General features: G+C 70.4%; 26 protein-coding genes. 23 read left to right on the top strand and 3 right to left on the bottom strand.

The genetic code is table 11. The features are described 5' to 3' along the window. Positions 1–98: 98 nt before the first annotated feature. Genes KTR9_RS16115 through KTR9_RS16090 form a run of 6 tightly spaced genes read left to right on the top strand, consistent with a single transcriptional unit; the run spans position 99 to position 5,291 of the window. Positions 99–1,430 carry an adenosylmethionine--8-amino-7-oxononanoate transaminase gene (locus KTR9_RS16115; RefSeq protein ID WP_014927260.1) on the top strand — a complete coding sequence of 444 codons (1,332 nt, stop codon included), beginning with the start codon at positions 99–101 and terminating at the stop codon, positions 1,428–1,430. Then, positions 1,427–2,608 carry an 8-amino-7-oxononanoate synthase gene (locus KTR9_RS16110; RefSeq protein ID WP_014927259.1) on the top strand — a complete coding sequence of 394 codons (1,182 nt, stop codon included), beginning with the start codon at positions 1,427–1,429 and terminating at the stop codon, positions 2,606–2,608. The genes KTR9_RS16115 and KTR9_RS16110 overlap by 4 nt, the downstream gene beginning before the upstream one ends. Beyond that, the gene (bioD, locus tag KTR9_RS16105) at positions 2,605–3,345 is read left to right on the top strand and encodes a dethiobiotin synthase (protein WP_014927258.1); all 741 of its coding nucleotides are present in this window, start codon (positions 2,605–2,607) and stop codon (positions 3,343–3,345) included. Before KTR9_RS16110 ends, bioD begins: the two co-directional genes overlap by 4 nt. A gap of 41 nt (positions 3,346–3,386) precedes the next feature. Beyond that, complete coding sequence (gene bioB / locus KTR9_RS16100; protein ID WP_014927257.1) at positions 3,387–4,424, top strand: biotin synthase BioB; 1,038 nt, start codon at positions 3,387–3,389, stop codon at positions 4,422–4,424. Positions 4,425–4,458: 34 nt separating this feature from the next. Beyond that, positions 4,459–4,698: a biotin synthase auxiliary protein BsaP gene (bsaP, locus tag KTR9_RS16095; RefSeq protein WP_010842313.1), complete on the top strand. Its 240-nt coding sequence runs from the start codon at positions 4,459–4,461 to the stop codon at positions 4,696–4,698. Beyond that, positions 4,695–5,291 carry a DUF2567 domain-containing protein gene (locus KTR9_RS16090; RefSeq protein ID WP_014927256.1) on the top strand — a complete coding sequence of 199 codons (597 nt, stop codon included), beginning with the start codon at positions 4,695–4,697 and terminating at the stop codon, positions 5,289–5,291. Before bsaP ends, KTR9_RS16090 begins: the two co-directional genes overlap by 4 nt. Here KTR9_RS16090 and KTR9_RS16085 read toward each other — a convergent pair. Beyond that, entirely contained in the window at positions 5,254–6,012 is a 759-nt protein-coding gene (locus KTR9_RS16085) for an NUDIX hydrolase (protein WP_044506884.1), read from the bottom strand. The two genes, KTR9_RS16090 and KTR9_RS16085, sit on opposite strands and share 38 nt — an antisense overlap. Before the next feature lie 86 nt (positions 6,013–6,098). Next, the gene (map, locus tag KTR9_RS16080) at positions 6,099–6,872 is read right to left on the bottom strand and encodes a type I methionyl aminopeptidase (protein WP_014927254.1); all 774 of its coding nucleotides are present in this window, start codon (positions 6,870–6,872) and stop codon (positions 6,099–6,101) included. A gap of 81 nt (positions 6,873–6,953) precedes the next feature. Here map and KTR9_RS16075 point away from each other — a divergent pair, with 81 nt between their 5' ends. The 4 genes from KTR9_RS16075 (at position 6,954) to nadC (ending at position 9,897) form a co-directional block, all read left to right on the top strand. Beyond that, positions 6,954–7,214, top strand: a complete 261-nt coding sequence (locus tag KTR9_RS16075; protein ID WP_010842318.1) for a helix-turn-helix domain-containing protein — start codon at positions 6,954–6,956, stop codon at positions 7,212–7,214. After that, on the top strand, positions 7,211–7,717 hold the full coding sequence (locus KTR9_RS16070; RefSeq protein WP_014927253.1) for a DUF1990 family protein: 507 nt from the start codon (positions 7,211–7,213) through the stop codon (positions 7,715–7,717). Before KTR9_RS16075 ends, KTR9_RS16070 begins: the two co-directional genes overlap by 4 nt. Before the next feature lie 195 nt (positions 7,718–7,912). Beyond that, positions 7,913–8,971, top strand: coding sequence for a quinolinate synthase NadA (gene nadA, locus KTR9_RS16065; protein WP_010842320.1), 1,059 nt, complete (start codon positions 7,913–7,915; stop codon positions 8,969–8,971). Next, a complete protein-coding gene (gene nadC / locus KTR9_RS16060; RefSeq protein ID WP_014927252.1) occupies positions 8,968–9,897 on the top strand; it encodes a carboxylating nicotinate-nucleotide diphosphorylase in 930 nt (309 codons plus the stop codon). The genes nadA and nadC overlap by 4 nt, the downstream gene beginning before the upstream one ends. On the opposite strand, the gene KTR9_RS16055 is transcribed toward nadC, so the two are convergent. Continuing rightward, complete coding sequence (locus tag KTR9_RS16055) at positions 9,894–10,217, bottom strand: hypothetical protein (protein WP_044506881.1); 324 nt, start codon at positions 10,215–10,217, stop codon at positions 9,894–9,896. The two genes, nadC and KTR9_RS16055, sit on opposite strands and share 4 nt — an antisense overlap. 205 nt (positions 10,218–10,422) lie before the next feature. Between KTR9_RS16055 and hisD the strand changes: the two genes are divergently transcribed. The 13 genes from hisD to trpC all read left to right on the top strand — a co-directional run bounded on the left by hisD (position 10,423) and on the right by trpC (position 21,032). After that, positions 10,423–11,766 carry a histidinol dehydrogenase gene (gene hisD / locus KTR9_RS16050; RefSeq protein ID WP_010842323.1) on the top strand — a complete coding sequence of 448 codons (1,344 nt, stop codon included), beginning with the start codon at positions 10,423–10,425 and terminating at the stop codon, positions 11,764–11,766. Continuing rightward, on the top strand, positions 11,763–12,914 hold the full coding sequence (locus KTR9_RS16045) for a histidinol-phosphate transaminase (protein WP_014927250.1): 1,152 nt from the start codon (positions 11,763–11,765) through the stop codon (positions 12,912–12,914). Before hisD ends, KTR9_RS16045 begins: the two co-directional genes overlap by 4 nt. Continuing rightward, a complete protein-coding gene (hisB, locus tag KTR9_RS16040) occupies positions 12,911–13,564 on the top strand; it encodes an imidazoleglycerol-phosphate dehydratase HisB (protein WP_010842325.1) in 654 nt (217 codons plus the stop codon). Before KTR9_RS16045 ends, hisB begins: the two co-directional genes overlap by 4 nt. Beyond that, the gene (gene hisH / locus KTR9_RS16035) at positions 13,561–14,199 is read left to right on the top strand and encodes an imidazole glycerol phosphate synthase subunit HisH (RefSeq protein WP_010842326.1); all 639 of its coding nucleotides are present in this window, start codon (positions 13,561–13,563) and stop codon (positions 14,197–14,199) included. Before hisB ends, hisH begins: the two co-directional genes overlap by 4 nt. Further along, positions 14,196–14,534, top strand: a complete 339-nt coding sequence (locus tag KTR9_RS16030) for a hypothetical protein (protein ID WP_014927249.1) — start codon at positions 14,196–14,198, stop codon at positions 14,532–14,534. Before hisH ends, KTR9_RS16030 begins: the two co-directional genes overlap by 4 nt. A gap of 56 nt (positions 14,535–14,590) precedes the next feature. Beyond that, positions 14,591–15,334, top strand: a complete 744-nt coding sequence (priA, locus tag KTR9_RS16025) for a bifunctional 1-(5-phosphoribosyl)-5-((5-phosphoribosylamino)methylideneamino)imidazole-4-carboxamide isomerase/phosphoribosylanthranilate isomerase PriA (RefSeq protein WP_010842328.1) — start codon at positions 14,591–14,593, stop codon at positions 15,332–15,334. After that, a complete protein-coding gene (locus KTR9_RS16020) occupies positions 15,334–16,155 on the top strand; it encodes an inositol monophosphatase family protein (protein ID WP_014927248.1) in 822 nt (273 codons plus the stop codon). The genes priA and KTR9_RS16020 overlap by 1 nt, the downstream gene beginning before the upstream one ends. 67 nt (positions 16,156–16,222) lie before the next feature. Beyond that, on the top strand, positions 16,223–16,996 hold the full coding sequence (hisF, locus tag KTR9_RS16015; protein WP_010842330.1) for an imidazole glycerol phosphate synthase subunit HisF: 774 nt from the start codon (positions 16,223–16,225) through the stop codon (positions 16,994–16,996). 40 nt (positions 16,997–17,036) lie between these two features. Next, the gene (gene hisI / locus KTR9_RS16010) at positions 17,037–17,438 is read left to right on the top strand and encodes a phosphoribosyl-AMP cyclohydrolase (RefSeq protein ID WP_014927247.1); all 402 of its coding nucleotides are present in this window, start codon (positions 17,037–17,039) and stop codon (positions 17,436–17,438) included. Between the two features lie 76 nt (positions 17,439–17,514). Beyond that, complete coding sequence (locus KTR9_RS16005) at positions 17,515–17,694, top strand: tautomerase family protein (protein WP_004021167.1); 180 nt, start codon at positions 17,515–17,517, stop codon at positions 17,692–17,694. Next, positions 17,691–19,265: an anthranilate synthase component I gene (locus tag KTR9_RS16000; protein ID WP_014927246.1), complete on the top strand. Its 1,575-nt coding sequence runs from the start codon at positions 17,691–17,693 to the stop codon at positions 19,263–19,265. The genes KTR9_RS16005 and KTR9_RS16000 overlap by 4 nt, the downstream gene beginning before the upstream one ends. Then, a complete protein-coding gene (locus KTR9_RS15995; protein ID WP_014927245.1) occupies positions 19,262–20,050 on the top strand; it encodes a TIGR02234 family membrane protein in 789 nt (262 codons plus the stop codon). Before KTR9_RS16000 ends, KTR9_RS15995 begins: the two co-directional genes overlap by 4 nt. A 163-nt stretch (positions 20,051–20,213) precedes the next feature. Continuing rightward, positions 20,214–21,032 (top strand): indole-3-glycerol phosphate synthase TrpC, encoded by an 819-nt coding sequence (gene trpC, locus KTR9_RS15990; RefSeq protein WP_010842334.1) that lies wholly within the window; start codon positions 20,214–20,216, stop codon positions 21,030–21,032. The last annotated feature ends 60 nt before the right edge of the window (positions 21,033–21,092 follow it).

Genomic DNA, 21,092 nt, shown 5'->3' with positions numbered 1-21,092 from the left:
GCACCCCACCCCTGTACACCGTTCAGGAGGGCCTGTACGGTGTTCAGGAATCCTGGACGGTGTCCAGGCCCGGACATCGGCATCCAGGAGGTGCAGAAGTGGATCACGAGGACATCGGTCGCGTCGACGCGGACCACATCTGGCATCCGTACGGCGCGCTGCCCGCGACCACCCGGCCGCTGATCGTGAACTCGGCCGCCGGCGTCCGCCTCGAACTCGCCGATGGACGGTCGGTGGTCGACGGCATGAGTTCCTGGTGGGCCGCGATCCACGGGTACCGCCACCCCCGGCTCGATGCCGCCGCGGCCGCACAGCTCGGCCGGATGTCGCACGTGATGTTCGGCGGCCTCACGCACGAACCCGCCGCCCGCCTGGCGCAGCTCCTCGTCGACATCACTCCGTCGGGCCTGCAGAAGGTGTTCTTCTGCGACTCGGGATCGGTGTCGGTCGAGGTGGCGATCAAGATGGCGCTGCAGTACTGGCGCAGCCGCGGGCAGGCAGGTCGTACGCGCCTGCTCACGTGGCGCGGTGGATACCACGGCGACACCTTCGCCCCGATGAGCGTCTGTGATCCCGACGGCGGCATGCACACGATGTGGTCGGGCGTCCTCGCGAGCCAGATCTTCGTCGACGCGCCGCCGGCCGACTTCCGGGCCGACTACGTCGCCGAACTCGAGCGGACCGTGGCCGCGCACCGCGATGAGCTCGCCGCGGTGATCGTCGAACCCGTTGTCCAGGGTGCGGGTGGGATGCGATTCCACGACGCGGCGTACCTGCGTGCGCTCCGCGAGATCTGCGACCGCCACGACGTCCTGCTCGTGTTCGACGAGATCGCCACCGGATTCGGCCGTACCGGAACGCTGTTCGCGGCCGACGCCGCCCCGGGCGCCGGAGTGGGGGAACCGGGAACGGGCGTCGCACCGGACATCATGTGTGTCGGCAAGGCGCTGACGGGCGGCTACCTGACGCTCGCCGCGACCCTGTGCACCACCGAGATCGCCGACGTGATCAGCGCGGGGGAGGCGGGCGGACTCGCACACGGGCCGACCTTCATGGCCAACCCGCTGGCCTGCGCGGTCGCGGTCGCCGCGGTCGAGCTCCTGCTGGAAGGGCCCTGGGCCGAGCAGGTGTCGGCCATCGAGCGCGGGCTCGCACAGGGGCTCGAACCACTGCGGGATCTCGACGGCGTCGTCGATGTGCGCGTCCTCGGTGCGATCGGCGTCGTCGAACTCGATCGCCCGGTCGACATGGTCGCGGCCACCGATGCGGCCGTCGAGGCGGGGGCCTGGCTGCGGCCGTTCCGCAATCTCGTCTACACGATGCCGCCGTTCATCTGCACGGCCGAGGACATCGAGGTGATCGTGCGCGGGGTGTCCGCGGCGGTGTGCGCGACGGTGGGCGAGCGCGAACTGGCCGGGGTGCGGTCATGACGTCCGTGCAGGCGCAGCAGGACTCGACTGTCGTCACCGGTGGAGAGGTCGGGCTGGCCTGGCTCGCCGAGGCCGCTCATGAGCGGAGCGTGGCCGGGCTGCATCGCAGCCCGCATGTCCGGCGTGCCGGCGCCGGCGAGATCAACCTCGGTTCCAACGACTACCTCGGGTTGTCGACGCATCCCGCGGTCGTCGCCGGCGCCCGAGCTGCCGCGGACCGGTGGGGCGGGGGTGCGACGGCGTCGCGCCTCGTCGTAGGCACCACCCAGGCGCACATCGATCTCGAAGACGATCTCGCCGACTTCCTCGGATTCCCTGCCGCACTCACCTTCTCGTCCGGTTACCTGGCCAATGTCGGCGCCGTGACCGCCCTGGCGAAGCGCGGCGACCTCATCGTCAGCGACACCGGCACCCACGCGTCATTGATCGACGGCTGCCGGCTGTCCCGCGCCCGGGTCGTGGTCGTCGACCGCGGCGATCACGAGGCCGTCCGGCGGGCCCTCGCCGAGCGCACCGAGAGCCGGGCGCTGGTCGTCACCGATTCGGTGTACAGCATCGACGGTCAGCCTGCGCCGGTCGCGGATCTGTACGCGGCGGCACGCGCGCACGGCGCCGTCCTGCTCGTCGACGAGGCCCACGCCCTCGGTGTGCGCGGTCCGGGTGGGCGGGGACTCGTTGCCGAACAGGGTCTCTCGGGTGCGCCCGATCTCGTCGTCACGACGGTGCTGTCGAAATCACTCGGCGCGCAGGGCGGTGTGGTCCTCGGATCGCAGATGGTGCGGTCGCACCTGATCGACTGCGCCCGCACCTTCATCTTCGACACCGGCCTGAACCCCGCGGCGGTGGGCGCCGCGCACGCGGCCCTGGGCATCCTGCGCGCCGATCCCGGGCTCCCGGATCGGCTGCGCGCCAACGCCCGTCGTCTGGCCTCCGCCTGCGGAGCCGACGAGCCCGCGGCCGCCGTGATCTCGATCGTGGTCGGGGATCCGCAGCGTGCGGTCGCGGCTGCGGCGGCCTGCCGGGACCGTGGGGTCCTCGTCGGTTGCTTCCGTCCGCCCTCGGTCCCGGTCGGTACGTCCAGGCTGCGGATCACGGTGCGCGCCGACCTCGATGCGCGGGCCCTCGATCATGTGGCCGCCGTCGTCGACGCGGCCCTGCGCGAAGTCGGTGCGCGATGACCACCCGGGAGCGCGGCACGGTCCTCGCCGTCACCGGGACCTCGACCGACGTCGGGAAGACCGTCGCGACCGCAGCGCTTGCCGCATCGGTACGGCCGGAGCCGGCCGTATGCAAACCCGTCCAGACCGGAGTCGGTCCCGACGAGCCCGGTGACCTCGCCGAGGTACGCCGCCTCGCAGGCGTGATGACCGCCGTCGAGTCGTTCCGCTACCCGGAACCCCTCGCGCCCGACACCGCCGCGCGCCGTGCCGGGATGCCTCTGGCCGATCCGGCGGTGATCGTCCGCGCGGTGGACGACCTCGCCGCGACGCACGACCTCGTCCTCGTCGAAGGGGCGGGTGGAGTGATGGTTCGCCTGGGCGAGACCGCCACCATCCTCGACATCGCCTCGGCGAGCCTGCGGCCCGGCACCGCCGACGGTGTCGTCGTGGTGGTGGCACCGGGCCTCGGCGCGCTCAACCACGCCGAACTCACCGTGAACGCGGTGCGGGCACGTGGACTACGCCCGGCCGGACTCGTGATCGGCTGGTGGCCGGACGATCCCGACCTCGCGATGCGGTGCAACCGCACCGACCTTCCGCGGGTGACCGGGGTACCGGTCGTCGGCGTCCTGCCGGCGGGCGCGGCGGATCTCGAACCAGCCGACTTCCGCCGCCACGCACCGTCCTGGTTCGACGGCGAGTGGCTCTCCGCTCTTTCGCCCACGCGATCGGAACAGCTCGTCCGGACGCCGTAAACCGTTCCCGCAGTGGAACATCCATCCAAGGAGTATCACCAGTGACCCAGGCAACAGTCGACGCCGCCACCTCCGCCCCGGCGTCGGAGGACATCCTCGCGATCGCCCGCGCCCAGGTGCTCGACCGCGGCGAACCCCTCGATCAGGAGCAGGTCCTGCAGGTCCTGCGGTTGTCCGACGACCGGCTGACCGAGCTGCTCCAGCTGGCACATGACGTGCGGATGCGCTGGTGCGGACCGGAGGTCGAGGTCGAGGGCATCATCTCGCTGAAGACCGGCGGCTGCCCGGAGGACTGCCACTTCTGTTCGCAGTCCGGCCTTTTCGCCTCGCCGGTGCGCAGCGCCTGGATCGACATCCCCTCGCTGGTGGAGGCCGCCAAGCAGACCGCGAAGACCGGCGCGACCGAGTTCTGCATCGTCGCCGCGGTTCGCGGTCCCGACAAGCGACTGCTCAGTCAGGTCGCGGCGGGCATCGAGGCCATCCGCAACGAGGTCGACATCCAGATCGCCTGCAGCCTGGGCATGCTCACCCAGGAGCAGGTCGACCAGCTGCGAGACATGGGCGTGCACCGCTACAACCACAACCTGGAGACCGCGCGCAGCCATTTCCCGAACGTGGTGACGACCCACACCTGGGAGGAGCGCTGGGACACCCTGCGCATGGTCCGCGAGGCGGGCATGGAGGTCTGCTGCGGCGGCATCCTCGGCATGGGCGAGTCCCTGGAGCAGCGCGCGGAGTTCGCCGCCGAGCTGGCCACGCTCGAGCCCGACGAGGTGCCGCTGAACTTCCTGAATCCGCGGCCGGGCACCCCCTTCGGCGACCTCGACTTGCTGCCCGCGTCGGAGGCCCTCAAGTCGGTGGCCGCCTTCCGCCTCGCATTGCCGCGCACCATCCTGCGCTTCGCCGGCGGACGCGAGATCACCCTCGGCGACCTCGGGGCCAAGCAGGGCATCCTCGGTGGCATCAACGCCGTCATCGTCGGCAACTACCTGACGACCCTCGGCCGGCCCGCCGAGGACGACCTCGACCTCCTCAGCGATCTGTCGATGCCGATCAAGTCGCTGAACGACACGATCTGACGGGATCGTCCGCCGCGATGGGTAGCGTGTTCTCATGATCGACACCGTCCCGGGTCCACTCGCCGAGCCGTGCCGGTTCGGTGTCTTCACCGGACTCCAACTGGAACTGCAGGCTCCCGACGCCGTTCCGCAGGCCGCCCGGCTGGGTCTCGAACCACCTCGCTTCTGCGGTCAGTGCGGACGCCGGATGGTGGTCCAGGTGCGGCCCGACGGGTGGGACGCGCGCTGCTCACGGCACGGCACGGTCGACTCGACCGAGCTGGGGCGCCGGTGAACCCGCCGGTGCGCTCGGTCTCCCGCCTGGCGGTCGTCTGCATCGGTGTCGCGCTGCTCGGTGCGGTGGCCGGGGTGATCTGGGCCCTCGTCACCCCGCCGACGACCGGAGTCGTGTTCGAAGGTCTCCGCCGCGACGACATCCCCGCCGACTTCGACGGCGTGGGAGCCTTCGCCATGACGATGTTCGCCTACGGCGCGGTCGCCGCCGTGGCGGCGTGGTTCGCGGCCCGGTCGTGGCGGGGCGTCAGTGGTTTCGTCTGGCCGGCACTCGCGACCACGGCCGGATCGGCGATCGCGGCGTCGGTCGGGATGTGGGTCGCGGGTCTGCGATTCGACGACGATCCGACCGCGCTGCCGGTCGATGCGACGTATCGGATCGCGCCGGAACTCCTGCTCGACGGCGCGACCCGTGCCGGTTCGAGCCAGCCGTGGACGCTGCTCATCTGCGCGCCGTTCGCCTTCGCCCTCGTCTACCTCGTGTGCGTGTTGTCCTCGCGGACAGCCGACCTCGGTGTCGGGGATCTCGACGACCATGAGCTGTCAGCGGATGCGTTCACATCGGCGGGCGCAGCGTCGCGAACTCATCTGTGACGCGTAACTCCTTCTCGGCGAAGGCATAGAGGGCAGGCGGGCGGCCGCCGCTGCGGCCGGTCTTGCCGACGGTGCCGGTGGAGACCACCACGGCGCGCCGGCTCAGGATACGCAGCAGGTTGGTCGTGTCCACGGGATAACCCAGTGCGGCGCAATAGATCTCAGACAGTGCCGACATCGGGAACCGGGCCGGCGCCAAGGCGAACGCGATGTTGGTGTACGAGAGCTTCGCGGCGAGCCGATGCCGCGCCGCATCGACGATCTCGGTGTGATCGAAGGCCAGCGGCGGCAGTTCGTCCACGGCGAACCAGCCCGCGGCGTCGGGCGGCGTCGCGGCGGCGTCAGAGGGCACAAGGCCCATGTAGGTCGAGGCGATGGTGCGGAACACGGGCACCCGATGCGGATCGGAGAAGACCGACAGCTGTTCCAGATGCGCGATGTCGCGGACGTCGAGGGAGTCCGCGACGAGTCGGCGAGCGCTCGCCGACAGGGTCTCCTCGGCGCCGACCCCGCCGCCCGGCAGTGTCCAGAGGCCGTCGACCGACCGCGTCAACAAGACGCACAGCGAGGGATCATCGGTGTCCGAATCGCATCCGGAGTCGGGCGCGGTGTTCGGCGAGAACCGGATCTGGGGGACCCGGATCTGGAACACGACACTCAGGACTTCCACCCGGAGGGTCGTACCGTCGGCGATGGGTGGCTCGGACCCGGCGGCTGGCATGCGCACGATTGTAGGACGCCCCCTGCTGGTTGAGCCGGCTCCGAGCGCAAGCGAGGCGCCGTGTCGAAGCCACATGGTGACCTCGACTACCCGCCCCCGTTCGTCGTGAGGATCAGCGCTTCGCCGTCGGTGACGGCGATCGTGTGCTCGCTGTGGGCGCCGCGGGAACCGTCGAAGGACCGGATCGTCCACCCGTCGGCGTCGAACTTGATGCGCTCGGATCCGAGCGTGAACCACGGTTCGAGTGCGAGGGTGAGGCCCGGGCGGAGTTTCATGCCGCGTCCGGCCCGGCCCACGTTCGCGACGTGGGGGTCCTCGTGCATGGTGCGGCCGAGGCCGTGTCCGCCGAACTCGGTGTTGACCCGGTATCCATGCGCGGCGGCGACGGCGCCGATCGCCGACGAGATGTCGCCGATCCGCCCGCCCGGACGTGCCGCGTCGATGGCCGCGCTCAGGGCCTCCTCGGTGGCCGCGACGAGTCGCTGGTCGTCGGGTCGCGGGGTGCCGACGATGATGCTGCGTGCGGAGTCGGCCACCCAGCCGTCGATCGCGACGGCGATGTCCATGGACAGCAGGTCTCCGTCGGCGAGGACGTAGTCGTGCGGGAGGCCGTGCAGGACAGCGTCGTTCACCGACAGACAGATCACGTTGCGGAAGGGTCCGCGGCCGAACGACGGCGAGTAGTCCCAGTAGCAGGACTGCGCGCCTCGCTCGGCGATGAGTTCTCGCGCGCGTTCCTCGAGTTCGAGGAGGTTGACGCCGACGTCGGCGCGGCCGGCGAGGTCGTCCAGCAGATCGGCGATGAAGGCGCCCGTCACCCCCATGGCGGCCACCTCGGCGGGTGACTTCAGCTCGACCATTCTCGTCCTCTCGTAGCGGTGTGCGGTATAGAAATACCAGTATTGTCGGTATTTGTATACCGGAGCCGCTACCATCGCCACATGGTGCGCAACCCGTTGACCCCGGAACAGATCGCGGCAGGTCGTCGTCTCGGTGCCCGTCTCCGCGAGTTGCGCGACGACCGCCCGCTCGGTGATGTGGCACTCGGCGCGGGCATCTCGCCGGAGACCCTGCGAAAGATCGAGACCGGACGCATGCCGACGCCCGCCTTCGCCACGATCGCGGCTCTCGCCCGCGCGCTCGGTGTCTCGCTCGACGATCTGGCGCTCGTGCTCGACGCCGAGGTGGTGCGGGCCGGGTGACCGTGAACCGGCCGGCGCTCACCTATCCCGAGGTCGGCGCGACCTCGGGCACGCTGCCGCCCGGCTACCACCACCTGCGGCGCTCGCGGGTCGTGGGATCGGGGGCCACGTGCTTCTCCTCGGCCGGGCAGCGGATTCTCGGCTGGGACATGCATCGCCGTGCCGGTTTCGGGGTCGATGAGTCCACCTCCGCGGCAACGGTCGGCGCCGACGTCGACCTGCGGGTCGGTGTCGGACCACTCGGGATCACCGCGCGGTGCCGGGTCGTCGAGGTGATCGACGCACCGCGCCAGTGCGGCTTCGCCTACGGCACGCTCCCCGGTCATCCCGAGATCGGCGAAGAACGTTTCTGGGTGGAGTGGCTCGACGACGACACCGTGGTCGGGCACATAGTCGCCTTCTCGCGCCCGGGTCGGTGGTTCACCCGTCTGGGCGGCCCCGTCGGGCGGCTCGCGCAGTCGCGATTCACCGAGCGCTATCTCGACGCACTGATGTGCTCGTGAGGTGCGGACCGGCCGGCCTGGCCTGCCGTCGACCGCGTCCGGTCAGGTCGTGGGAATGTCCTGTGTGTGGCGAATGTTACGATGCATAGCGTTTTCGACCATGAGTCGAAAACCTGCCTCGGACACACGGCCCGTGATCTGGGGAACCAGCGTCCCGGGGACGGAACTCGTCGCCGGGCAGCCAGAGGAGTGGCAATGAGCATCACCAGTGATCGCCCGGCGGCCGTGACAGCAGCGGGGCTCGTCGATGCCGAGTGGTACGACGCCCCCGGTGGCTACACCGGCGTGGAGCCGACCCAGGAATGGGCGGACGAGGTGCGGCGCCTGGCCAAGGCGCGCAACGCGACGTTGCTCGCGCACAATTACCAGCTCCCGGCCATCCAGGACGTCGCCGACCATGTGGGCGACTCGCTCGCGTTGTCGCGGATCGCGGCCGAGGTCGACTCGGACGAGATCATCTTCTGCGGCGTGCACTTCATGGCGGAGACCGCCAAGATCCTGAGCCCGGAGAAGCGGGTCCTCATCCCCGACGAGCGCGCCGGATGTTCGCTGGCCGACTCGATCACCGCGGACGAACTGCGGGCCTGGAAGGCCGAGTTCCCCGACGCGCTCGTGGTGTCCTACGTCAACACCACCGCCGAGGTGAAGGGTCTCACCGACATCTGCTGCACGTCGTCGAACGCCGTCGACGTGGTCGCCTCGATCGATCCCGATCGCGACGTGCTGTTCCTGCCGGACCAGTTCCTCGGCGCACACGTCAAGCGCGAGACCGGCCGCGACAACATCCACATCTGGGCGGGCGAATGCCACGTGCACGCCGGCATCAACGGTGACGAGCTGACCGCGCAGGCGAACGCTCACCCCGACGCCGATCTGTTCATCCACCCCGAATGCGGTTGCGCGACATCGGCGCTGTATCTGGCGGGCGAGGGTTTCGTACCCGAGGACAAGGTGAAGATCCTCTCCACCGGCGGCATGCTCGACGCGGCCCGCGAGACGGGTGCGAAGCAGGTCCTGGTCGCCACCGAGGTCGGGATGCTGCACCAGTTGCGCAAGGCGGCACCCGGTGTCGACTTCCAGGCCGTCAACGACCGCGCGTCGTGCCCCTACATGAAGATGATCACGCCCGCGGCCATGCTCCGGTGCCTGCGCGAGGGCCGCGACGAGGTCTTCGTCGACGCCGATGTCGCCGAGAAGGCGCGCAAGAGTGTCGAGCGGATGATCGCGATCGGCAACCCCGGATCGGGCGAGTGAGCAACTCCACCCCCTCCACGAACGCGACGGGCAACGGCTTCGTCGGGCAGGCCGCGAGCGGCGAGCTGGGGGCCGCGGTCACCGACGAGGTCCGCGCGCTGATCCGCACCGCCCTCGACGAAGATCTGCGGTACGGGCCCGACATCACGACCTCGTCCACGGTCCCCGCCGACGCGGTCGTCGATGCGGCGATCATCAGCCGCGCGCACGGTGTGATCGCCGGCGTCCCCGTCGTCGAGGCGGTCTTCGACGAGGTGATCGGCGCGGGCGACTACACGATCACGTCCCGGGTCGACGACGGCGCCCGGGTGGAACCGGGTGCGGTGGTGCTCGCCGTCCATGCCCCGACGCGTGCGCTGCTGACTGCGGAACGCACTGCGCTGAACCTCATCTCCCACCTGTCGGGTATTGCCACCACCACCGCGGAATGGGTGGCGGCGGTGGAGGGCACGGGCGCCCGAATCCGCGACTCGCGCAAGACGCTTCCGGGCCTGCGGCATCTGCAGAAATACGCCGTTCGTGCCGGCGGGGGAGTCAACCACCGGATGGGTCTCGGCGACGCCGCCCTCATCAAGGACAACCACGTCGTCGCCGCGGGCTCGGTCGCGGCGGCCCTGCAGGCCGTGCGTTCGGCCGCGCCGGATCTCCCCGTCGAGGTCGAGGTGGACTCGCTGGCCCAGCTCGACGAGGTCCTCGAACTGCGACCCCAGCTGGTGCTGCTCGACAACTTCGAACCATGGGCGACCCAGATGGCCGTGCAGCGTCGCAACACCCGCTCGCCCGAGACCAAGCTGGAGAGCTCCGGCGGACTGTCCCTCGACGTCGCCGCCGACTACGCCCGTACCGGGGTCGACTACCTGGCGGTCGGCGCGCTGACACACTCGGTCACCGTGCTGGACCTCGGGCTGGACATCCCGGCGCCTTAGAGGCTGCTGGTGCCGCCGGTTCGGATGTCGACCTCGAACACATCCGTACGGGCGATAGCCCGATCCCGTTCGTCGGCGAGCGCCACGCGGCGCGGATCGGCGAGATAGGCGTCGAGCGCGTCGCGGTCGGCCATGCTCAGGATCTGCACCTCGTGCGGCGTGCCGTCGTGCCCGGCGCCGATCACTCGGCTGACGACCGCACCGCCGTGCTCGGCGAGCAGGTCGAGGACGGTGTCCTCGTAGCGGGTCAGCGCGTCGGCTGTGTCGTCGTGCGCCCAGAGCAGGCAGCAGAGGTGTAGCGGCTTCTGTGGTTCCGGCACGCGCCGGACGTTAAACGCGGACGACGTCGTCGTGCGACGGGGTTTCGGAGCACGCACGGTCGGCGGCCGTGTGAGAGGACGGGGCAGATTCGTCCGGATACCGGACCGAACTGCCCCGACGTTCTCGGTGACAACCCGCACCAGAAACCCGCTGGCACCCGACACGTATCCTTGTTGGGTAAATCCGCAGCCACCAGGAGAGATCATGCTCGCCCGAATTGACCTGCGCGGTAGCACGCCGACACTCGCCGAGTTGCGTCGTGCTCTGCCCCGCGGGGGTACCGATGTCAATGCCGTCCTCGACACGGTGACACCGGTCGTGCATGCGGTGGCCGACAACGGCACCAGCTCGGCACTCGACTTCGGCGAGAAGTTCGACGGTGTCCGTCCCGCCTCGGTGCGGGTGCCCGCGCAGGTCATCGCCGATGCGCTTGCCGAGCTCGACCCGCAGGTCGCCGACGCACTGCGCGAGTCGATCACGCGCGCCCGCAAGGTCCACGCCGATCAGCGTCGTGCGACCACGCGCACGCAGGTCGTCGACGGCGGCGTCGTGAGCGAGAAGTGGATACCGGTCCGTCGGGTCGGTCTCTACGTCCCGGGTGGCAACGCGGTGTACCCGTCGTCGGTGATCATGAACGTCGTCCCCGCGCAGGAAGCCGGGGTCGGCTCGTTGGTCGTCGCCTCGCCGCCGCAGAAGGACTTCGGCGGCTGGCCGCACCCGACCATTCTCGCTGCCTGCGCCCTCCTCGGCGTCGACGAGGTGTGGGCCGTCGGCGGTGCGCAGGGCGTGGCGCTGCTGGCCTACGGCGGCACCGACACGGAGCAGGCAGACGAGCCGGGCGCCGTCCTCGACCCGGTCGACCTCATCACCGGTCCCGGCAACATCTACGTCACCGCGGCCAAGCGACTGTGCCGCAGCGTGGTGGGCATCGACTCCGAGGCCGGGCCCACCGAGATCGCGATCCTCGCCGACGACTCGGCGGATGCCGGCATCCTCGCCTCCGACCTCATCAGCCAGGCCGAACACGACGTCCTCGCCGCCTCGGTGCTCGTCACCGACAGCGCCGAACTCGCCGACGCCGTCGACGCCGCGCTCGACACCCAGGTCGCGGCCACCAAGCACCGCGAGCGTGTCACCACCGCGCTGTCGGGGGAGCAGTCGGGTGTCGTCCTGGTCGACGATCTCGACGCCGGACTGGCCGTCGTCGACGCCTACGCTGCCGAGCACCTCGAGATCCAGACGCGCGACGCCGCCGCGGTCGCCGACCGCGTGCACAACGCGGGCGCGATCTTCGTCGGCCCGTACGCACCGGTCAGTCTCGGTGACTACTGTGCAGGCTCCAATCACGTTCTGCCGACCTCGGGTTCGGCCCGGTTCGCGTCGGGCCTGTCGGTGCAGACCTTCCTCAAGGGCGTCCACGTCATCGACTACGACGAGGCCGCTCTGCGTGAGGTCGCCGACAAGGTGGTGACGCTGGCCGACGCCGAGGACCTGCCCGGTCATGGCGACGCGGTGAAGCAGCGCTTCGTGAAGAGCGCCGCCCGGTGACCGCGTCCGATTCGGTGGTGGGTGCTGTCACGCCGGGTGCCTCGATCACCGTCGACGACCTTCCGCTGCGCGCCAACCTCCGCGGCAAGAGTGCCTATGGCGCACCGCAACTCAAGGTTCCGGTGATCCTCAACACCAACGAGAACCCGCACGCGCCGTCGCAGGCGCTGATCGACGACGTCACCGCGTCGGTGGGTGCGGCGGCCGCCGAGCTGCACCGCTATCCCGACCGCGACGCCGTCGCCCTGCGCACCGACCTCGCCGCGTACCTGACCCGGGCGACCGGCGTCCGGCTGGGCGTCGAGAACCTTTGGGCGGCAAACGGTTCCAACGAGGTCCTGCAGCAGTTGTTGCAGGCCTTCGGCGGGCCGGGCCGGAGTGCGCTCGGCTTCGTTCCGTCGTACTCGATGCACCCGATCATCTCGGACGGCACCGACACCACCTGGCTGGTCGCGGCGCGCGCGGCCGATTTCTCGCTCGACACCGAGTACGCGGTCGCCGAGGTCGCCAACCGCGAACCCGATGTCGTCTTCGTGACCTCACCGAACAACCCGACCGGCGGATCGATCCCGCTCGCCGATCTCCGCCGGATCGTCGAGGCCGCACCGGGCATCGTGATCGTCGACGAGGCCTACGCCGAGTTCTCCGCGGCGCCGAGCGCCGTCGAGCTCATCGACGAGTTCCCGGCGAAGGTCGTCGTCAGCCGCACGATGAGCAAGGCGTTCGCCTTCGCCGGCGGGCGTCTCGGATACCTGGCCGCGGCTCCCGCCGTCGTCGACGCGATCCAGCTGGTGCGGCTCCCGTACCACCTGTCGGTGCTGACCCAGGCCGCCGCGCGGGCAGCGCTGCGCCACAGCGACGACACCCTCGCCGGGGTGGCCGCGATCATCGCCGAACGCGATCGCGTCGTCGCGGAACTGACCGGCCTCGGGTTCCGCGTCGTGGACTCCGACTCGAACTTCGTGCTCTTCGGCGGCTTCCGGGATGCTGCGGCGTCGTGGCAGCGTTATCTCGACCAGGGCGTCCTGATCCGCGACGTGGGTATCGCCGGTCATCTGCGGGTGACCATCGGCCTCGCCCCGGAGAACGACGCCTTCCTCGACGTCAGCCGCACGCTCGCCACCACAGATCTGGAGAACACTCAGTGAGCAACAGCCCTGCGAGCACCCCCGCACCAGGGAGCCCGACACCGCGCATCGCGAAGGTCGAACGGACCACCCGGGAGTCCTCGATCTCCGTCGAACTGAACCTCGACGGCACCGGCGTGACGAACATCTCCACCGGCATCGCGTTCTTCGACCACATGCTGACCGCCTTCGGGCAGCACGGCAGCTTCGACCTCACGGTCGAGGCGAAGGGTGACATCGAGGTCGAGGGCCACCACACCATCGAGGACACCGCGATCGTGCTCGGCCAGGCGCTGGGTCAGGCGCTCGGCGACAAGAAGGGCATCCGTCGCTTCGGCGATTCCTGGATCCCGATGGACGAGACCCTCGCCCAGGCCGTCGTCGACGTCTCCGGTCGCCCGTACTGCGTGCACACCGGCGAGCCCGACCACATGCTCACCGCCGTGATCGGCGGCTACCCGGGTGTGCCGTACTCGACCGTCATCAACCGGCACGTGTTCGAGTCGATCGCACTCAACGCCCGCATCGCGCTGCACGTGCGGGTGCTCTACGGCCGCGACCAGCACCACATCACCGAGGCGGAGTTCAAGGCGGTGGCGCGTGCGCTGCGCGCCGCGACCGAATACGACGCACGCGTCTCCGGGGTGCCGTCGACGAAGGGTGCGCTGTGAGCGTCGACGTCACCATCCTCGACTACGGGTCGGGCAACCTGCGGTCGGCGCAGCGCGCGCTGGAACGGACCGGGGCCCAGGTGACGGTCACCTCCGACTTCACCACCGCCCTGGAGGCCACCGGACTCGTCGTGCCCGGCGTCGGCGCGTTCGCCGCCTGCATGGAAGGTCTCCGCGCCGTCAAGGGCGATCGGATCGTCGGTCGGCGACTCGCCGGCGGGCGGCCGGTGCTGGGCATCTGCGTCGGCATGCAGATCCTCTTCGAGCGCGGCGTCGAGTTCGGTGTCGAGGCGGAGGGTTGCGGGGAGTGGCCGGGCAGTGTGACGCAGCTGCCGGCGCCGGTGCTGCCGCACATGGGCTGGAACACGGTCGACGCCCCGGCGGGTTCGGTGCTGTTCGACGGACTCGACGCCGACACCCGCTTCTACTTCGTGCACTCCTACGCCGCGCAGACCTGGGAGATGGACAACGAGGGTTCGCCTCTGGTCGCACCCCGACTGACCTGGGCCGAACACGGCGGCCGGTTCCTCGCCGCGGTCGAGAACGGGCCGTTGTCGGCCACGCAGTTCCACCCGGAGAAGTCCGGTGACGCTGGCGCCCACCTGCTGGAGAACTGGGTTCGGGGACTCTCGTGACCGACGGCACGCCGCGCCCCGGCCACGACGGCGGGTTCGGCGACGGGCACGGCGGGCCGCCGCCCGAACCCGTGCCGGAGGACTCCGCGTCGGCGTCGACCGGTTTCTCGATCGCCAAACTCGCCTTCTACGCTCTCGGGGCGGGTGTGCTGGTCCTCGTCGCGTCCGTCCCGATCATCGCGCTGTGCGCGCACTGGTCGCCGATCGCCGGGCTCGTCGCCGCGCTGGTGGCGGTGGCGGCGATGATCGCCGCGATCGGTACCGTTGCCAACCGCATGGTCGACCGTGCGCGGGCGGACCTGATCGCGGCTCGCGACGGTCACGACCCCGCCTGACCACCCGTCCCACAGCCGCTCACGCTCGATCCAGAACAGACAGGACAGATTCACCCATGGGTAGCACCCTCGAACTCCTTCCCGCCGTCGACGTCGCCGACGGGCAGGCGGTCCGCCTGGTCCAGGGCGCGGCCGGCACCGAGACGTCCTACGGCTCGCCGCGCGATGCCGCGCTGGCGTGGCAGCGCGACGGCGCGGAGTGGATCCATCTCGTCGACCTCGACGCGGCCTTCGGCCGAGGCGACAACCGCGACCTGCTGGCCGGCGTGGTCGGCGAACTCGACGTGAAGGTCGAGTTGTCCGGCGGCATCCGCGACGACGATTCGCTGGCGGCCGCCCTCGCGACCGGGTGCACCCGCGTGAACCTCGGCACCGCTGCCCTGGAGAACCCGGAGTGGTGTGCCCGCGCGATCGCCGAGCACGGCGACCGCATCGCGGTCGGCCTGGACGTCATCCGCGACGGCGGGTCCTACCGCCTGCGCGGACGCGGCTGGGTCACCGACGGAGGCGATCTGTGGGAGGTCCTCGAGCGACTGAACCGCGACGGGTGCGCGCGGTACGTGGTCACCGACGTGTCCAAGGACGGGACGCTGCAGGGGCCGAACCTCGACCTGCTCGCCGAGGTCGCCGCGGCGACCGACGCCCCGATCGTCGCCTCGGGTGGAGTTTCGGCCATCGACGATCTGGTCGCGATCGCCGGCCTCACCGGCAAGGGTGTGGAGGGCGCCATCGTCGGCAAGGCGCTCTACGCGGGCCGCTTCACCTTGCCGGAGGCGCTGGCCGCGGTCGCCGGGGTCTGATGAGCGCGGCGGACACCTCCCTCGACCTGCCCCGGCTGCTCGACATCGCCGGGTCGATCCTCGACGCCTCCGTCGAGCGGTTCGTCGACGGTCAGGGCGCGCCGAGCGCGATCAACAAGGGCGGCACCGACTTCGCCACCCAGATCGATCTGGACCTCGAACGCCACATCGGGGCCGAGCTCGCCGACCGCACCCAGATCCCGGTGCACGGCGAGGAGTTCGGCGGCGCCGATGTCGTGGACGGTCCGGTGTGGGTGCTCGACCCGATCGACGGCACCTTCAACTACTCCGCGGGGATGCCGCTCACCGGCATCCTCCTCGGTCTGGTCGTGGACGGTGAGGCCACCCTCGGAATGACCTGGTTGCCTCTCGTGGGACGTCGCTACGCCGCGCACGTCGACGGTCCGCTTCTGGTCGACGGCGAGCCCGTCCCGCCGGTCCCCGACATGGAACTCGCCGAGGCCGCCATCGCGTTCGGCCCGTTCGACGCACGCGGCGGCGGCAGATACCCGGGCACCCGCCGCGCCGACCTCCTGCGCGAACTGAGCACGCGAGCCGCCCGGATCCGGATGACGGGTTCCACGGGTGTCGACATGGCGTTCACCGCGGCAGGCGTGTTCGGCGGGGCGATCGCATTCGGCAGGCACCCCTGGGACAACGCCGCGGGAGCGGCCCTGGTCCGCGCCGCCGGCGGCGTCGCGACCGACATCGCGGGCCGACCGTGGACCGTGGCATCGCCGTCGCTCGTCGCGGGTACGCCGACCGTGCATGCCGGACTGATGCGTGTCATCGGCGACACGGTCCGGGAATGGTCGGCGTGACGGCGCCGGGAACCGTGTTGAGGACGTCTGTGAGTACCGAAGCCACCACCCCGAAGGAGACCCGACGATGACGCTGGCGACCCGGGTCATCCCATGCCTCGACGTCGATGACGGCCGCGTGGTCAAGGGCGTCAACTTCGCCAACCTGCGCGATGCCGGCGACCCGGTCGAACTGGCCGAGCGCTACGACCGCGAAGGCGCGGACGAGTTGACCTTCCTCGACGTCACCGCGTCGAGCTCAGGACGTTCGACGATGATCGACGTCGTCAAGCGCACCGCCGACCAGGTGTTCATCCCGCTGACCGTCGGCGGTGGCATCCGGACCGTCGACGACGTCGACACGATGCTGCGCGCCGGGGCCGACAAGGTCAGCGTCAACACCGCGGCCATCGCCCGCCCGGATGTGCTCGCCGAGATGAGCCGGCGTTTCGGATCGCAGTGCATCGTGCTGTCGGTGGACGCGCGGACCGTGCCGGAGGGGTCGGAGCCCACGCCCTCGGGCTGGGAGGTCACCACGCACGGCGGCCGCAAGGGCACCGGTATCGACGCGGTCGAGTGGGCGGTCCGCGGCCAGGACCTCGGTGTCGGCGAGATCCTCCTCAACTCGATGGACGCCGACGGAACCAAGCAGGGCTTCGATCTGCGCATGCTGACGGCCGTGCGCGCCGCGGTGTCGGTGCCGGTCATCGCCAGTGGCGGCGCCGGACGCATCGACGACTTCGCCCCGGCCGTGCAGGCGGGCGCCGACGCTGTCCTCGCGGCCTCGGTCTTCCACTTCGGCGAACTCACCGTCGCCGAGGTGAAGGCGGCCATGCGCGACGCCGGGATCATCGTCCGATGAGGCGCCGCGCCCGTTCCCGCACCGATCAGGAAGGTCGCTGATGGCACTCGATCCCGATCTCGCCACACGCCTCAAACGCAACGCCGACGGCCTGTTCACCGCGGTCGCCCAGGAACGCAGCACCGGCACGGTGCTGATGGTGGCCTGGATGGACGACGTCGCTCTCGAGCGCACGCTGTCCACCCGGAAGGGGACCTACTACTCCCGGTCACGCCAGGAGTACTGGGTGAAGGGGGAGACCAGCGGGCACTCGCAGTACGTGCACGACGCCCGGCTCGACTGCGACGGGGACACCGTGCTGCTGGTCGTCGACCAGGTCGGCGCGGCCTGCCACACCGGCAATCACAGTTGCTTCGACACCGAGTCGCTGACCTTCGGGATCGACGCGGCGCCGGGTTCCGGGGCCGACGCCGGGCGGGGCTCGCCGGGCACAGCAGAATAGAAGTCCAGACGCGAGTCCCGGGGGAGACCTCCCGGGTGCTCGTCACAGCTCGAGACCTTCGAAAGGCGGTGCGTCCATGCCCCTCATCCAGATCTCGCAGACGCCGGGACTGTCCGATCGCGTGAAACGCGAGACGATTGCCGCGGTCACCGAGGCCTACGCCAAGGCGACCGGCAAGAACCCCGACTCGGTCTGGGTGACGATCACGGAGGTGCCGCGCAATCAGTGGGGCGTCGGCGGCGAGCCGCTCGGATGATCGCCACCACCGGCGGCGCGGCCGCCACCACCACTCTTCCGGAGTTCCTCGATCTCGCGCGTGATCACCGCGTCGTGCCGGTGACGCGCAAGGTCCTGGCGGACTCCGAGACACCGCTGTCGGCCTACCGCAAGCTCGCGGGTGACCGTCCGGGAACCTTCTTGCTGGAGTCCGCCGAGAACGGGCGATCGTGGTCCCGCTGGTCGTTCATCGGCGCCGGCGCGCCGTCGGCCCTGACCGTCGTCGACGGGCAGGCGCACTGGTGGGGTTCGGTGCCCGTCGGCGCTCCCGAGGGCGGCGACGCGCTCGAGGTCCTGGCGGAGTCGCTGCGTCTTCTGCAGACCGACCCGCTGCCCGGGATGCCGCCGCTGACCGGTGGGTTCGTCGGGTTCATGGCCTACGACATGGTTCGGCGGCTGGAACGTCTTCCCGAGACCACGGTCGACGACCTCGGCCTCCCCGACATGATGATGGTGCTGGCCACCGACCTCGCCGCGGTCGATCACCACGAGGGCACGATCACCCTCATCGCGAACGCGGTCAACTGGGACGGCTCCGATGACCGGGTGGAGCACGCCTACGCCGACGCCCTCGCCCGGCTCGATCGGATGACCGAGGCACTCGCCGCACCCGCGCCGTCGACGGTGTCGACCTTCGACCGCCCGCGCCCGGAGTTCTCCGCCCAGCGGTCCCTCGCGGAGTACAGCGAGATCGTCACCGACCTGGTCGGCGAGATCGAGGCCGGTGAGGCCTTCCAGGTCGTGCCGTCGATGCGCTTCGAGATGGACTCCGACGCCGACCCGCTCGACGTCTATCGCGTCCTGCGCGCGTCGAACCCGAGTCCGTACATGTACCTGCTGCGTATGCCCGGCACCGAGGAACACAGCGACACGGGCTCGCCCGATGCGATCGCGCGCAAGCCGTTCACCATCGTCGGCAGCAGCCCCGAGGCGCTGGTCACCGTGGCCGACGGGGTTGCGACCACCCACCCGATCGCGGGGACGCGCTGGCGCGGCGCGACCGAGGAGGAAGACCAGCTGCTCGGCAAGGGCCTCATCGAGGACGAGAAGGAGAACGCCGAACACCTGATGCTGGTGGACCTCGGACGCAACGACCTCGGACGCGTCTGCGTGCCCGGCACGGTCAAGGTCAGCGACTACCGGCACATCGAGCGGTACAGCCACGTCATGCACCTCGTCTCGACCGTGTCGGGGACCCTCCGCGACGACAAACACGCCCTCGACGCGGTGACGGCCTGTTTCCCGGCCGGAACCCTCACCGGGGCACCGAAGGTGCGGGCCATGGAGCTCATCGACGAACACGAGATGACCCGTCGTGGGCTCTACGGAGGGATCGTCGGCTACATCGACTTCGCCGGCAATGCCGACACCGCCATCGCCATCCGCACGGCACTGCTCGCGCGCGGCAAGGCGTTCGTCCAGGCCGGCGGCGGTGTGGTGGCCGACAGCGAGCCCGAGTACGAATACAACGAGGCGCGCAACAAGGCCACCGCGGTGCTCAACGCGGTCGCCGCCGCCTCGACGATGCGACGGGTGGGTGAGACCTCATGACCTCTGCCGAGCCAGGTGCCGGAGCAGGGCCCGACGCCGAGGCGTTGCGCCGCAAGTCAGTCCGCCGACTGCAGGTCCTCGCGGCCGTGCTGATGGCGGCCGCAGCGGCTGCGTTCTGGGGTGCGAGCCGGTTGACCTGGGCCACCGTCTCCGCCGAGGACGGGTTGTCCCCGCAGCGCGCGTTCGAGGTCAACGGCGGGGACTGGAGTCCGTGGCTCACCCCGCTCGCGCTGGTCTATCTGGCGGGCATCGCCGCGGCGCTGTCGGTGCGCGGCTGGGCGCTTCGCGTCGTCGCGATCCTCGTCGCCGTCGGCGGGGTGCTGGCCGCCTTCCCGGCGATCTCGCTGATCACCGGCGGCGCCGACTCGAACTATGCGGCAGATGCCGGCAGCATTCCCGATCGCTATGTCGTGCTCTACGTCGACACCAACCCCCTCGCCGCACTCGTCGTCCTCGTCGGCACCCTGTGCGCGGTGGGCGCGGCGGTCGCGCTTCTGCGCGTCGCGAAGGGGGCGACCAGGTCGTCGAAGTACACGACCCCGGCGGCACGGCGCGAGGAGATCGAGACCCAGATCTTCGCCGACTACGAGCGCCGCAAGGCCGCCCAGACGGAGACCGGAACCCCCGCGCCCGAGACGACGACCGGCGGGTCCGGCAAGCCGGGGGCCGCGGACGACACCGACTCGCCGGACCCGACGCCGCCGGGCGCGAACGAGCGCATGATGTGGGACGCGCTCGACACCGGCATCGACCCGACCGACCCCACCGATCCCGACCGACGCTGAGCCACGCGCGGATGCCTGGGCGTGCGAACTCACTGCCCGAGCCGGGACATGGCCGCGCACCCGTCGGCGCGACGAGGTCACAGATCGGCCAACCCGGCCGCAACCGGCCGCACCGGCCCGTCTACCCTGAGAACACACCTCGAGCGGAAGGGAGCAAGTCGCTGTGAGCGTGCCCAACGTTCTCGAATCGATCATCGAGGGAGTGAAAGCCGACGTCGCGGCTCGCGAGGCCGTGGTCGACTTCGCGTCGGTCAAGGCGGCCTCGGCCAAGGCTCCCGCACCCAAGGATGCACTGGCCGCCCTGCGCCAGCCCGGAATCGGCGTCATCGCCGAGGTCAAGCGCGCGAGCCCGTCGAAGGGTGAGCTCGCCAGCATCGGTGATCCCGCCGAACTCGCCCGCGCCTACGAAGAGGGCGGTGCGCGCATCATCAGCGTGCTCACCGAGGAACGACGGTTCCGCGGTTCACTCGCCGACCTCGACGCCGTTCGCGCCGCCGTGAACATCCCGGTGCTGCGCAAGGACTTCATCGTCGGCACCTACCAGATCCACGAGGCCCGCGCCCACGGGGCGGACGTCATTCTGCTGATCGTCGCCGCTCTCGAACAGAACGTGCTCGCCTCGCTCCTCGACCGCACCGAGAGCCTCGGCATGACCGCGCTCGTCGAGGTGCACACCGAGGAAGAGGCCGACCGCGCCCTCGAGGCCGGCGCCTCGGTCGTCGGCGTCAACGCGCGCAACCTCAAGACCCTCCAGGTCGAGCGCGACACCTTCTCCCGCATCGCACCCGGTCTGCCGACCGAGACCATCCGCATCGCCGAGTCGGGTGTGCGCGGTACCGCCGATCTGCTGGCCTACGCCGGCGCCGGCGCCGATGCCGTACTCGTCGGCGAAGGTCTCGTCACCAGTGGTGACCCGCGTGCCGCGGTCCGTGAGCTCGTCACCGCGGGTACTCACCCGTCGTGCCCGAAACCTGTTCGCTGACAACGCGTCCGGGCCGGTCTCGGTCCGCGTGATCCTGTCGGCCCGATCGTCTGTGAGATG

The organism is Gordonia sp. KTR9, from assembly GCF_000143885.2.
Taxonomy (GTDB): domain Bacteria; phylum Actinomycetota; class Actinomycetes; order Mycobacteriales; family Mycobacteriaceae; genus Gordonia.
This window is presented reverse-complemented; position numbering and strand designations above follow the sequence as displayed.